This window comes from Mucilaginibacter sp. (genome assembly GCF_039921305.1).
Taxonomy (GTDB): Bacteria; Bacteroidota; Bacteroidia; order Sphingobacteriales; family Sphingobacteriaceae; genus Mucilaginibacter.
The window spans coordinates 66,467-82,218 of record NZ_JBDSCA010000055.1 but is presented as its reverse complement, the minus strand read 5'-3'; the positions used below and the strand labels follow the sequence as shown (position 1 = coordinate 82,218).

Below are 15,752 nucleotides of genomic sequence, written 5' to 3'. Positions count from 1 at the left end.
AACTAAAGCTGTTTTGCGGGGCATAAAGTTGTAATTGGTTAATAAAACCGGCTTATCCCCGTTTTTATTTAAGACTATTTTAGCTCATCTATTTGAAACGGGCAACCTGTAGTGTCCTGCTTGGATGCCTTTAGAGGAAACCATTTAATCGGCAACAATAAGAAAAGCCACCTTCAATTTTTCAATCAAAGATGGCTTATAACAAGTTAGTGGGAATATTTAACCAAGTTTCAAAACTCTTACCAGTTAAACGGCAGATAATAATTACCAGCCATCAACTTAGCTTGCGCAGCTGCGGCTTGTGCCGGGAAACCATCTTTATTCAATTTATCAAATACCTTATTAGCTAAAAACGATGGATCGTTACGGCGTAAAGCTATGCGTAATAGATCTGGCCAGCGCTGGCCTTCGTATGCTAGTTCTAAACCGGCTTCAAGTATCAGCTTATCTTCCATGCCTTGTACATCTGTCATAGCAGTTGCGGGATAATTTGTTAAGCTGGCACGGTTCCGTATACCAACGTTAACACTCCAATCGGCACTGTAACCAGGGTACGGGCCACGGCCTTGTCTGGCATCAAAATCATAAGGCGGCACATCAAATGTTTGCTGGTTATTAGTAACATCCTTAGCTGTGGTATTGGGCACATCATAATTTGCCAAATCCTTATCAAAAACCTGCCTGATACCATAATTTAACAAAGCGTAAGCAATTTTGCTGCGGTTATCACGATTCGCAGCTTCGGCATAACGAAGTATTAAGCCACCTGCACGCATTAAAAACCAGCGGCCATATTTATGCTGTACGCCAGCATCCTGGTATATGTACAGATTCTTCATGATCACGTTTTGGTTATTAAATTTATTATAAGCTCCGGTTGGATCGGTATAACTAAACTTGCCACGTTGATCGTAAGGGAAACCATTGGTCTGTCTCTGGCTGTTCCAGTTATCTATCGCGGTTTGTGATGGTTGTACTAAGTACCTGCCACCTGAGTTTGAGAAAAGATCAACAAACGGATCTGTCGGTTGGAAACTTGAATCAAAGTTCATTATCCATAACCATTCGTTATCAAACAAGCTATCCTGCGGGCGGGCAAATATAGAGCGCCAGCCTTGTGTGTTACTATTGGTAAGAGAGTTTATATCATCGCCTTTGTAACGGGTATAGCTCACAAACAAATCATTATTTAAGGCAGTTTGATCAAAAGATATTCTATAGGTTGGGAAGTTATCCGACCTTTTTTGTATATATGGGTACTCAAGCGCTGCTTTGTAAGCTGTTGCTGCCGCATTATAGTTACCTTGCCACAAGTACAGGTCTCCTAAAACATAGTTCTTTTGTATAAAAAAATATTTGGTGTTATAGCCATCAACGGTGGCGATTAATGATGAGCTTGCTCCGCTGGTTACAGTTGATGCAGCAGCATATGGGTCGTGGTATGGAAGTGGCGCTAAAACATTAACAAGCTTAGTTAACAGATCGCTAAAGGCTAAACGCGGAAATTTTGATGCATCTTTTAAATCGTCAATGTTAACAAGCGGATCTGTAACATAAGGTATATTTCCAAAATGGATCCCTAATTGCAGGTATAACCAGCAGCGCACCGCAGCAACATCGGCATAGCGTTGGTTATAATCAACATCAGTTATCTTTTTATCAGCGCGCATCTTATCAAAATTGTACAGCACATCATTACAATTAAGAATAATACTGTACATAGGTCTTGGATCGGCCCATGGATTGTTGCTGGCAGCGGTTACCGTATGCTGACTTAAATCGATCAAACTTTTATCGGCATTGGTGGTAACGTCCATTAAATCGGCACGTAATTCATTTAGCAAAACATATTGCTCTGCTATGCCTATTAATTTACCGTATATACCTATAACCGCTGAGTTGGCATCATATACGTTTTGATAGTTGTTTGATATATCAACCTCTGATTTAGGTTGCAGATCAAACATTTTTTTACACGAGAACATGATGGATGTTAGGGCCATCAACATAACCAGGCCTATCTTTCCGTAAATATTTTTCTTCATCATCGTATTATTAAATTCTCTGTTATTCAAATTATAAACTTAACCTCACTCCTATTTGTACCGATTTAAACACAGGCTCCAAACCTGTATCTATACCTTGTGTAAGCACGCTTTCGGTAGCGCTAAATTCAGGATCGTAGCCTAAGTATTTTGTAAAAGTAAGCAGGTTATTACCTGTAGCATATAATTTAATGCCTTTAATACCACGTTTGCCATTTACAGGTAAATTATAGCTTGCTGATAGTGTACGAAGGCGAATGTATGAACCATCTTCTATCCATCTGTCAGAAAAGCGGGAGTTACCTATCGGGTCACCATAAGAAACTCTTGGTACGTTGGTAACTTGTCCGTCAACCCTCCAGCGGTTTAAAACATATGGGGTTTGATTATAGAAATTCTTTTGCGACTCTAATTGCTGCCTCACATAATTAAATAACTGGCCCCCTTTGCTAAACGTAAATAACGCGCTAAACGAAACCCTTTTGTAGGTAAGTGTTGAGTTTAAAGCACCGGTAAAATCGGGATTTGGGTTACCAATCACCTGCCTATCTTGCGAATCAATAATATTATCGCCATTGATATCTACAAACCTAACATCACCACCTTGTGGGGTAGCTATTAACCCGCCTGATACTACCTCTTTTGTTCCCGAAGCTACGGCCTGGGCGTTAGAGGCATAAATACCATTTGTTTTGTAACCATAATATAAATTAGCCGGCAAGCCTACCTGGGTTAATATGGTAGCTCCTGCAAAATTAGTGGTCATGCTGTTATTAGGTAGCTGGGTTATTTTGTTGCGATATTTAGAAATGTTAAAACCTGCATCCCATTTAAATTGAGAGTGGTTAACTATTCTGTAATTTACTCCTAATTCAATACCCTGGGTACGCATACCACCGCTATTGGTTACCGCAAAGGTAAAACCAGATGCCGCCGCTTGCGGCTCGTTAATAAGCATATTTGATGTATTGTTTTGATAAACATCAAAAGTTATAGCCAATCTTTCGTTTAAAAGCGACGCATCAATACCTATATCTGCCTTTTTATTTGATTCCCATTGCAAATTAGCATTGCCAATGTTACCCCTCACCAAACCTTCCTGACCTAATAAATTTTGTGATACATAGTACTGCCTTGCAGTGTAATTGCCAATATCATCATTACCGGTTAAGCTATAGCTGGCACGTAATTTAAGTAATTCAACAAAGTTGATGTTTGACATAAATTTTTCTGAAGATATTAACCAACCTGCTGATAAAGATGGCAATACCGCCAGCTTAACACCATTAATTGATAGCGTATTTGGTATTTGAGTGCCAAATTTTGACGAGCCATCAACAGCCATATTGTAAGAGAAGAAGTACTTATTAAGCAGTTGATAATCAATACCTAAGTAAGTATTTAACCAATTTGAATCACCTAACTCGCCGCCTGTTGTACGTAGGGCATTAACACCGGTACCCACGCTTATAAATTGATCGGTAGCCGAGTTATAGCCGCGCGTTACATTAACATTACTCTGGTTATCCAGATATCTTACACCAACATTAGCGGTTATGTGATGAATACGGCTAAACACCCTATCATAACTAAAATGGGTATCATTATACAAACTGAATAAACGTTGTACCTGGCTACCTAAACGGCTATATAAAATTGCATTTTTGCCATTAACAGCTACCGAACCAAGGGTATCGGGCAATACACCGGCACGTGGTAAAAATGTACTCTCTCTGGCTTTATCATAAGTTACTGCAAATACTGATTGTAATGAAGAGTATTTATTAAACTTAAATTTAAAATTGATGGCGCCTAAAAACCTATATGTTTTAGCTACATTTTGAGCCGTATCAATAATTGACAACGGGTTACCAACATTAAATATATCGAGGTTTTCGTAATTTGGAGATTCTGAACCTACACCATTTACCTGATGTTGGCGCTCAAACGGAGCCTTAACCTGACTCAAGAAGATCGGATTTGATTTTGGGGAAACACCCTGATCAAACAAGTGCTGCTCATTATAAGTAAACGAAACGTTAGCGCCAATGCTAAACTTCTTGCTTAAATTTAAATCGGCGTTAAAACGTGTATTGTATTTTTGCGACGAAGTGTTATCTGTTACCGCCCCATCATTAGCATAACCTAACGAAAGTGTATACCGGGCAATATCATCACCACCAGATACCCTTAAATAATAATTTTGGGTTAAACTGTTTTTTAATACATCTTTTTGCCAGTCGGTATTGTTATGATAGTTATAATAGGTACCACTGTTAATATTATCATTCATGTAAGGCTGCGCTTGTATCTGCGCATCAGTTTGTCCGCTTGATTTTAGCATATCCGAAAGGTAAACCCTAAAATCGTTAGCACCTAAAACCGGCATTTCTTTAGGTTTAAAATTGTATCCGGAGTAAATTCCGAAATCAATTTTAGTAGCCAGATCTTTACTGTGCCCTGTTGTTATTAATATAACCCCATTAGCAGCCTTCGTACCATATATTGATGCACCATCTTTAATAATAGTATAGCTTTCAATATCATTCTGATCTATATTGGCTAACGGATTATTGTAATGCCCTCCTATTAACGAACTACCATAATGCGCATTATCATAGATAACCCCATCAACAATAATTAAAGGTTTGTTGGTTGCGTATAATGAGTTATAGCCGCGCAAAAATAAATCGGCACCAATGTTGGGTGTACCAGAGCGCCTTACCACGTTCAAACCTGCTACCTGGCCTTGTAAATAGCTATCCGGAGTTTCTGATAATGTTTCCCAACTGCCTTTGGTATCTACTGTTGATACGGCTTTGGTTAAACTGTTAATAGGTTTAGGGCCAAATGGCATAGTTGCCTGGTCGTAAACGGATATAAAATTTTCATCGTATAATGATGTTGATATCGTTTTACGCCCTTTTAGTGGTACTTCTTTTGATTGATAGCTTGGCGCTGATATAGTTAACACTGCTGAGTATGATGGAACCTTTATGGTAAAGTTTCCTTTTTCGTTAGTAATAGCAGCCGAAAAATCAACTACCGAAACGTTAACACCAGATATTGGCTTACCTGTTGCAGCATCCCTGATGGTTCCGCTTACTTTTAGCGCCATAGCATTTTGCCTGGCTATAGCTGCAGAATCAGGTGCTTTTGTTGTTGCCGTATTATTGGCTTTTTGGGCCATTACCGTTACCGATAACACCGAAAGAACACTAAAAAGCGATAATATTTTAAACGATTGAGTAAAAATGTTCATAGTTATATATCGGTTATGGAAGAACAGGAATAAGTTTAACATAGTCAAGCGATAGGCTGTTGGTACCACTTGTTGTGTTATTGGCACCAGTTAGAAACATAAATTGTGAGCCATATTGGGTTACCGTATACGTACCTATTAAAGTTTCGCTGTAGTTTAATAATGGCACCAAAGTATATGGGAAAGTGGCAGCCGTAGAGGTCCCAAAATTTAGCTGTTGAGAGAAAGCTACCGCACGATCATTTATTGCACGCCAGTAAACCTTGTAACTTACGGAGTTCATATTAGGCACAAAATATAATGCCGAGAATAATGCCGTTAAAGTACCGGTTCCGTTAGTTTCAATAAAAATATCGCTAAATGGAACGCCGTTGTTATCTAACTTGGTACGATATAAAATATTACCGGCTTTATCACTACGGGAAAAGCCAATAGTACTTTCACCCTGAATAACAATGGGAGTAATTTTATCTTTCAATCTGTAAGGTACACTACTTATTACATAAACAATACCGTTACTTGCATTGTAGGTTTGTACAATATTGGCTTTGTTAATGGGCACCTTTACATTAAATGGCGAAATAATGGTATCGGGCAAATTGTTCAATGTAATCAAACCGGGTATAGCCAGATCTTTAGTTACATTATAATTGGCAAGCAATGTACTACTTTGAGGAACTGCAGTAGCAAAGTATGGCAATACTTTATTGGTTTCAGCATCAAAGGCTGCATCGGTTAAAACAAAGTAAGTAAATTGTTTATCCTCACTTTTTATGTTTTGAGTACTACTGATATAATAGTTTAAAGTATCAATAGCCGATGTTGGATCGTAAATTGGCCTACCGGTTAACGCATCTACGCCAATTTGCTTTGCTCTTGTAGTATCCTGATGCAAATAATTTTGGCTCAACAAATAAGCACGTTGTTTAGCGCCAACTGTTGTAAGGCTTTTGATATAATCCCAAATGTTTAACTTGGGAATAATTGCCTGATCAATAGTATGCAATAAACCATTTGATGAGTAAATGTTTGATAATACAATGTTAGCATCTTCAAACTTGGTTTTAGTGAATGTTATACTTTTGCCATTCAGCATTTTAACCCTTACCGATGGCTGGGGTAAACTGGTAGGGTATAACTGGTATGAAATATGATTACCAACAAAACGCTTTAACTTACCTGTATCCGTTGCTATGGTAGCATCAATAGTTAGCGCGGCTGTTATGGCGGCATTGGTTGGAGCCCATACTGTAAAAGTTTTTGAACCGGCTATTACCTTATCATATCCTGTTTGAGCAAGGTACTGGCTAAACTTGCTCAAATCGGCATTGTTATTTATTTGCTGTAATACGGTTACACCCAGGGCAGGGTCTGTAATAGTATCGTGGCTATCCCATTGGTTTTTGCACGATGTAAAAACAGCTGCAATAAGGGTAAACAAAAGGATATATTTATTTCGTTGGTTATTCATTACCATTTTTATTTTGTTTTTGGTCAATTAAAAGTATTACCAGGTTTAGCGGTAACAATTTCATTATTAAGGCTTTGTAAACAAGGTACCATCTCTGTTAAATCTTGGGTTTAACTGATCCTGATCAACCGGAATAAATTGTATCATATCTGCAGTAATGGAACCTGCTGCTGCAGTTCCAATCGCATTCATATATAATAGGTGTTTATCGGTAGTTTGAACATCAACTACCCCAAGCAAAATACTTATCATTACATTGTCTGTATTTGGCGCAGCCGAATACCGCTTATATCCCTTAGACTCTAATACAGGTCCAGTATCGGTAGAACTCCCGGATGGCATATTATTTGTAAAAGCTGTGATAATATTTTGAAGGGGTTGTTGTACACCATTACCACCGTCAAAAAAGAATTGGGCACCGGGTTTTGAAGTTGATGTACGCCACATAAACCAAACTTTATATTTACCTTTTATTATGGTTGGCGTTTTAAAAATCACCTGGGTCATCTGGCCAGTTGTTGGCCTGAAGTTGGTAATAACCAATTCATCATCCCACCAATAAAACCTGCTTGTTGTTGATGATTCGCAAAAATAACTGATATTACCACCGTTTATCGTTATATTAGTAAATGCAAGTGGACCATTATATGCCACTGTGCTTTTACCAGCCCTGCGGAATATAGTAGTTTGTGAGCGGAACTCGGGCTGATCGGCCAAATCCCAATCAACACGTGTTGGTGAGCGTACCTTAATTTTATAGTTTTGCTTTGTAGAATGTAATACCCCATTGGTTGCAGGTATATTACTATTAGCCCTATCAACTGGTACGCCAGGCTCTAACACACCATTAAAGGTATCGTTGTTTATCAAAATAGTAGTTCCTATCAAAGCATCAGTAATAACCTCCTGTGGAGCCAGGGTATTGTGCGAAGGTGTGCTGATGATATCAGACAAGAAAGAAAACTCAGGCAAAATATGATAAGCTACATATTTATATAAACTATCGGCAGGATTAGCCGGATTACCTGTGTTTGAGTATTTGGTTTTTAACGTAGCATAACTTGTAATACCTATAGTATTAAAAACGGAATCAGAAACTGCTAACATGGTTAAATATGGCCTTGCCTTATTAGTTGCATTAGCAGGTGCTACATTTAAAGTATCGTAAAAAGTTGTTGCTTTAAGTGCCTGATAAAATATGGAGTACTTAGGGTTTTTTTCAACTAACTGGGCTATTGTAAATTTAGCCGGTTTTAACACATGATCAATAGCGTGAACAATACCATTGCCTAAAAGTATATTACTTTGCAAAACCAAAGCTTGCTGGTTAACAATGTAACTGCTTACACCGCTAATGTTTACCGCGCCGGTTGTAATGTATTGGCCGTATATTGTTGGTGTGGCCAATTTACCATCCTTAAAACCACCGGTAGTTATGGTATCCTGAATGATGTGGAACTTAACCATGTCTTTCAATGTATCAATATTCACTTGGTCTACAGTAGTTTTACCCATGCCTTTTAGGTAGGCATTAACAGCATCGTTATTAGGTGCAAATACTGTATAAGCACCGTAGGCACCTAAAAAACCTGCATAACCTGTTTTCTCCAGTATTTGATCAAACAATGAAAATTGTGGATTAGCTTCAAAATAGCCTGTTATGTTTAATCCCGGGTTTACTAACAAGGGATAAACAGTTTTTTTACAGCTGCTTAAATAGCTAATTGCCAAAATACAAACTGCCAATACATAGGTCAGCGTGCTTTTTTTAATTATACTTTTCATAATTTATAATTTAATAATTTATATAAATACTATCTGTAATACGGATTTTGAACAAGGTTAGGATCATATACTAGTTCATTAATAAAAATGGGCAAATAATGAAAGTTGGGATCCTGAAGCTTGGCTATAATAGTTTGCTGGTTTTGGGCCGAAGCATTTGCTGATATTGCGTTGATTAAAACATTCAGATTAGCGTAGTTGTTTCGTTTAGCATTACGCAATAAATCAAACCATCTTTTACCCTCAAAAGCAAATTCGCGATTACGTTCGTCTAACACGTAAGTACTTATTCCGGCCCCATCACTCGGATCAGGAGTTTCAAGCGTGGTGATAGAAGCATGCGCCCTGGTTCTGATCTGGGTAATTATATCCAATGCATCCTGCCCCCGGCCTACTTGTGCGCAAGCTTCAGCTTTCATTAGCAAAACATCAGCATAACGATAAACAATCCAATGCGCGTACGAAATATCGGAAGTACGTGCCGAGTTATAATCAATACTTATAAATTTCCATATCTGGCTCCCTCCTGTATTGAATGATACGTTTGAACGGATATCCACATCTTTATCATCAAGCAAATTAACCGGGAACATGGTGTCCAACAAACTTGGGCCACCTAAATACCTTGATTTTTGAAAAAACATTGGAAAAAACGGATTCAACACCTGAGAATCATATTGAAACTCAAAAATGCCCTCGTTTGAGTTTCCGTTATAATATAGGTTAGTGAAGAAACCTGAATTACCTTCAACTAAACCAAAGTTGTGCGAATCGATAACTTTTTGACAGGCATCTATACAAGCCTGGTAATTATCCATCCACAAATACACATCGGCTTGTAAAGTATTAATTGTATAGTGTGTAATTCTGCCTTTATCTGATGCCCTGTCGCCATACGTAAATACAGCACCTTGTTCTGCAGTGGCCAAATCAGCTAAGATTTGTTTCAACACATCAGCCGCCGGCGATTTAGGCAACTGGATGAGATCAGCATCACTGGATGTTGATTTTAATTTAAGAGGTACATCTCTAAAGGTTCTAACCAGATAAAAATACATCAAACTTCTGATGGTTAATACCTCGGCTAAATAACTGTCTAATTTCGCTTGTGTAAAGGTTGGGTCTTTAGCCATAACACCTGGTGCAAAATCAAGCACTGTATTGCAAAGGTTAATTGTGCGATATACAGCTTTCCACTGGGTGATAAGATTGGTAGACAATACGTTACCTGCGGTTAAATTAATATCATCAACATTAGCGTTAACTGTTGTAACAACATTATCTGCACGGGCCTCGCCCCACAACCATAAATACTCTGTTAACTGGCGATCACTTGTTGAACCCGAAGTACCTTGCACTAATGATGAATAAACACCAATAATTGCCGATTGTACCTGCTCTTTATTTTGCCAAAATTCATTTCGCACTATACCATCCTGCGGATATAGGGTTAGATACTTATTACATGAGCAACTAAGCACAAGCATTAATATAAGTACTGATCTATAAATAATTGTTTTATACATTTTTATTTATTTAAAGCTTTTACATCATTAATTAAAAACCAGCTGTTATACCCAGTGTAAATGACCGGGATGACGGCGTTGTTGAATTATCAATAGGCTGCTGATAAATATCACCAGCACGTGGCGATATTTCAGGATCCTGACCCAGATAGTGGGTAAAAGTGTATAGGTTTTGTGCTGTTAAGTAAATACCCGCGCTCTTCATGCTCAGCCTTTTTGCCAGGGATTGGTTTAGATTATAACGTACAGTTACCGATTGGAAACGCAGGAACGAACCATCTTCAACATAACGTGATGAACCTAATGAGTTATATCCCGACTTAAACAACGCACGAGGTATATCTGTTACATCACCCGGTTTCTCCCACCTGCGTAATACAGCAGTACTTTGGTTGTTATACGAGTACAAATCGGTTGTTACTAATTTGGTTTGATTAATTAAGCTAAACCCATACCTGTAGGCAAAAAACATATTAAAGTGCCAATTGCCTTTATAAGTGAATGATGGACCAAAACCACCGGTATATTTGGGGTTACCGTTACCTAAGTAAACTATATCACGGGCATCAATTAAGCCATCGTGGTTAATATCTTCGTATTTAGCATCACCTGGTTGAAAAAGGTAATCAACAGATGGGTAATTAAAACGCATTTGTACTGGCGTGCCGGCAGGACTAATAATTGGTTTACCGTTTTTATCAGTAGCTATTGTTTCTGATGCATCTTTATATACCCCTTTGTAAACATATCCGTAAAACGACCCAAGCGGATTATCAATTTGCAATGTTGATATGAACGAGCCATTGGTGGTACCGTTACCACTTGTTGTTGCTACATAAGGTGATATTTTACGTATCACGTTTTCGTTATGTGCAATATTAAAGGTAAAGTCCATTATCAGGTCTTTCGTTTTAATAGGTGTGGTTGTTAAACTAATTTCAAAACCCTGATTATCTAATGTACCTACGTTAAGATTAACAGCATTAAAACCATTAAAGCTTGCTATACCTAGGTTATCAAAAAACAGATCGGTAGTGGTATTACGGTACCCGTCAATACTCAGGTTAATACGGTTATTTAACATGATCAGGTTTAAACCAAGATTCTTTCCTGTAACTTTTTCCCATCTTAGGTTATCGAGTCCTATGTTTGACGAGTAAACACCCGATTGGCCCAAATAGGTAAAGCCGTAATTGGTATAATTGTTATAAAAGGTATAAGGATAACGTGGAGCATTGCCTGATACACCATAACTTGCTCTAAAACTTAAATCATTAACAAACTTAAATTGTTTCATAAACGGCTCGCCAGATACCCTCCAGCGTGCTGATAATGACGGAAACAAACCGTATCGGTTATTCGGACCAAACTTAGAGTTGGCATCACCACGCAAACCAAAAGCTACAATGTACCTGTCTAATAATTTATACTGCCCTTGTAGCAAAGCGCCTAAGCTGCGTACTTCGGTAGCTGTTGATGCTACACCAAGCTCGCTGTTTTGAGTACGTGAAGGGGCCGATGGATCTTGCAAAAACACCGATGCCGTATTTGACGTTAAGGCCGACTGGCTAACAGATTTATCATCCTGGGTTTGGATAGATAGTAAACCCAGAAACGATTGCTTTTCGCCAATATTAGGAGTATATGTAAAGTTGGTTTTTGATATTACACTAAACGCATCGCTATCATAATTGTAAGCCCTGTTAACCGAAGTTTCGGTTATTGGCCTACCAGTAGCGTTTTGTGGTAAAAAAGACACCGTTGTGTTGGTATTGATATCAAACTGAACATCAGCATTAATATTGAATACGTTAGGTATAACCTGATATTGAATAGAAAAATGCGGAATAATCCTATCGCCATACTGGTTATTAACACCATTGGTAGCAAGTGCAACCGGATTAAATGTACCCGGATATTGACCTTGTATATTGCTTGCCGGTGAAAAGTAATTAGGTGTTAAGTTACCATACTCATCGTATTCGTAAATACTTTGATTAGGCATTTTATTTTGCGCAACACTACGTAAAGTAGCCAGGCTATTTTTATCGGATGTGCTAGCATTTATGTTATAATTACCATCCACAATACTATGTGTATACGATATATCTGTTTTAAAACGGATTTTGGTAGATACCACATAATCTAAATTTAAACGTGTAGTTAACCTGTTAAGCCCGGTACCCAAAGTAGTTCCTGTTTGGGTTTGATATCCTACTGATGCAAAATATCTGGCCTTTTCGCCACCACCCATTATTGATATGTTATTCACCCAATTATAACCTGTACGGCTAATGGCTTTTAACCAATCGGTGTTTTGTCCATAGTTATAATAGTAGTATGGATCAAGCGGATCATGTTCAAACTCTTTTGCTGTTAATGTATTTAACGGTATACCCTTTACATTCTGTATCATTTCGGGTATTAACTCAGAATACTGATTACCATTTAACAAAGGTATAGCCTTGGGCTGTAAGTTAACATTACCCTGAAAGGTGTAAGTAATAACCGGCGGACTAACCGTACCCCGTTTGGTAGTAATTATTAATACACCATTTGATGCACGCGAACCCCATATGGCCGTAGCGGCGGCATCTTTCAATACCGTAATATCCTTAATATCTGATGGGGCTATGCTCAATAAGCTGGCATATCCTGTTTCATCTGCAGTTTGAAAGTTAAAATCCTGTGGTACTTCCGTTTCTAACGGCTCACCATCAACCACAATTAACGGGTTTGTAGCACCGTTAATACTTGATGTACCCCTTATCTTAATAGACATACCCGCACCAGGATCGCCTGATGATGCTACAATATCAACACCCGGTAACCTGCCTTGCAATGCCTGATCAATAGTTGTGGCCTGTAACTCTTCCAGATCTTTTGCTTGTATGGTAGGGTTGGCTGTTGTTAAATCGCGCGTATCAACATTAAGGTTACCGTTATTGCTTTGCGTATGCGCTGTAATATTAACATCTCTTAACGCGGTTGCGTTGCTTGGTATCAACTGTATATTAAACACCCGGCGTGTATCTATTGGTAACACCTGGGTTTGGTACCCAATGAACGAGATAGACAATTTATTAGTTGCACTTGATATTTTGATAACAAAATCGCCATCAATATTTGTTGATACTCCGGTAACCGTACGTCTGTCATTATCCTGCTCAATAACAGTGGCGCCAATTATGCTTGATTTATCTTTGGCATCAGTTATTTTACCTTTTATAACTATTTTTTCGGCCACAGCTTGTGCATTAACTGTTTGGCTTACCAATAGCGTTGACAAAATAATAAGGATACCCATACAGGTAAATATTCTTTTCATATACAAGGTTTATTAGTATTTAGATTGGTTGTATGGATCAATGTATTGTAAATAAGTATTTATTGGATTAATAACCACGTAGTTACCTAACACAACATTATTTTGCGAGTTTGCTACTGCAAAACGCTTTACGTTACCGGTTAAAATTTGCCCATCAAAAATCTGCATGTTATTTACAGCATTAACTACATTCAAAGTAGTGATATCACCATTTGAGTTTGCTAACAATGTTGGATAAGCGGTATTACTCTTTTTACCATCAGGTACAACCGAGAAACCTTTAATGATATGATATTTAATAAAGTTATTTACCAAGGCCTGATCAACAACCGCGGTTGAAGTATAATTTGGTACTTTAACCGCTCCTGTACCGGTACCTGGTAACCAGCCGTTATTAACAGCATCTTGCATAGCCGCGTTTGTTGGCACAAATACAGTATAAATACCGCCGGCATCTACACCTTGTATGGCCCCGGTAGTTGCATTGTATATTGTTGAACTTTTTAAGTATTGCCAAAACATATAATATGGATCTGTTGCAAGGGTTCCATTTTTTGAGATGTTAAATGATACAGCGTTAACAATATTGGTTGAATACTGTAATGGCAAACCTGTAGTGTAATACACAATACCATTACTGGTTTGTACGGCTGGTGTTGTTACCGTAACTGATGTATTGCTTTCAATGTTACCTGCGGCAGCAATTGTTTTACTTGGAGTATATTTAACATATTCCGCTGCAAAACCACCTAAGCCACCGGCTTCGTAAACGCCACCGCCGCTTGCAGGTAAGTTAGCCAACTCGTTATTTTCGGTTCTATAAATACCTAAATTGATTATTCTTTTGATCTGATCTGAAGGTACAGCACCGGTGATCAGCGTTCCGCCAACTGGCTGGTAAGTAAACTGGTTAGTTGTTGTATTAAAATCGTATCCGGCTGCTCTAAATTGAGCATTAGATACCATTAGTAGGGTATATTTGAAAAACAAGTTAGTTAAATTCAATTTTATACCACTACCATCTAACGAAGTTTTCATGAAACTATAATCAGGATCAAGATACACCCTGCCGTATACTGTAGAAAATGCATTGGGCTGTTCTACCTTGCTGGTTCCGTAAAAAAACCCGTTACTACATACCTTTTTATCTACAACATCGTTAGTCGGATCAAAACGGGCCGGCTCGCCCAAACTATTGTTATTTGTTGCAAATTTGCTTGGCCATACAGTACCTGCAAAAAAGTGCGCATTTAAAAAATCGGCAATAATCTGGCTTGGTAATTTATCAACCGATGCATAATGCTCTAATAATACCGAATTGATATATGCATCAACCTTGTCATTTGTAGGTACAAACAATGTATATCCGCTTGCCTGTCCATCATTATCAAACTGTTTAAGGTAGTTTTCGTTATTAGGTGCAAATGCGAGAAGAGCGCTATATGTTTTAACATAAACGGGTGCCGATGAACCTGTTAATACCTGGTTAAGGTGTGTAGTATTTACATCCTGAACATAGGTTACCATATACTTATCTAATAATTGTTTAAAATGGCTATAGTTAGGGTTTGAAGCCAGATAAACATCTAAACTACTTAACGGCAACGTTACCGAATTAACTTCGTGCATCACACCGTTTTCGCATACGATATCTTTATTAACAACCGAGCCACCCACCACGTTAAAACCCGTGTATGTTGTTGCGGGGAAAAAGTAGTTATAATCAGAAGCGGTTAAAAGATAGTTAGCAAAATTTTGTGCAGTGAAGTATGGGATATATTTATTGTTAAAATCGCCATATACAAATGCGCCGCCGTTTCGATTCTCAGATACAAAATTAATTTTTTGTCCCTGTAATGTAGGCTGAAGATAATTAGCTGTTCCAACGGTTAGGGTATCAATGTTATCATGATACACGGTACGCCTTCTGAAAGCCTGGTTAGGCACCCATCCGGTTGTACTTTGCAGATCAGAAAGGTGATCGGTTTGAAAGGCGTTATATACTAACGCGTAGGTTACAATTTTAGTTGCAGTAGCTGCGTTGATTTGGCTTACATCTGTAATACCTACCGAGGCAAAGTATTTTTTGAATGCGTCATCATTTGGTGCAAACATCGTCCAGTATCCGGCGGTACTTAGTGTACTGGTATAACCGGCTTTATCAATGCAAGCCAGCAAACTGGTAAAGTTCCCTTTGCTTTGCAGGGTTTGATAAATTGATGGAGCCAGACTTGCGGGGCGCCCATAATAATCGTCATATGCCTTTTTACGACAACCCGCAAAAGTGAGCAAGATTAACAATAAGCAGAATAAATTTTTTTGAAATTTATACATG

At 38.2% G+C, this 15,752-nt stretch carries 7 protein-coding genes; all 7 read right to left on the bottom strand.

The window, feature by feature from the left end; all coding sequences use genetic code 11:
* Positions 1-239: 239 nt before the first annotated feature.
* Positions 240-2,048 carry a RagB/SusD family nutrient uptake outer membrane protein gene (locus ABIN91_RS17040; protein WP_348052499.1) on the bottom strand — a complete coding sequence of 603 codons (1,809 nt, stop codon included), beginning with the start codon at positions 2,046-2,048 and terminating at the stop codon, positions 240-242.
* A 28-nt stretch (positions 2,049-2,076) separates the two neighbouring features.
* Positions 2,077-5,307: a SusC/RagA family TonB-linked outer membrane protein gene (locus ABIN91_RS17035; RefSeq protein WP_348052498.1), complete on the bottom strand. Its 3,231-nt coding sequence runs from the start codon at positions 5,305-5,307 to the stop codon at positions 2,077-2,079.
* Positions 5,308-5,320: 13 nt separating this feature from the next.
* A complete protein-coding gene (locus ABIN91_RS17030; RefSeq protein ID WP_348052496.1) occupies positions 5,321-6,778 on the bottom strand; it encodes a fasciclin domain-containing protein in 1,458 nt (485 codons plus the stop codon).
* Between the two features lie 66 nt (positions 6,779-6,844).
* Complete coding sequence (locus ABIN91_RS17025; RefSeq protein WP_348052495.1) at positions 6,845-8,563, bottom strand: fasciclin domain-containing protein; 1,719 nt, start codon at positions 8,561-8,563, stop codon at positions 6,845-6,847.
* Between the two features lie 29 nt (positions 8,564-8,592).
* On the bottom strand, positions 8,593-10,089 hold the full coding sequence (locus ABIN91_RS17020) for a RagB/SusD family nutrient uptake outer membrane protein (protein WP_348052494.1): 1,497 nt from the start codon (positions 10,087-10,089) through the stop codon (positions 8,593-8,595).
* Between the two features lie 31 nt (positions 10,090-10,120).
* Entirely contained in the window at positions 10,121-13,417 is a 3,297-nt protein-coding gene (locus ABIN91_RS17015; protein ID WP_348052492.1) for a SusC/RagA family TonB-linked outer membrane protein, read from the bottom strand.
* Between the two features lie 12 nt (positions 13,418-13,429).
* A complete protein-coding gene (locus ABIN91_RS17010) occupies positions 13,430-15,709 on the bottom strand; it encodes a fasciclin domain-containing protein (protein WP_348052490.1) in 2,280 nt (759 codons plus the stop codon).
* Positions 15,710-15,752: the final 43 nt, after the last annotated feature.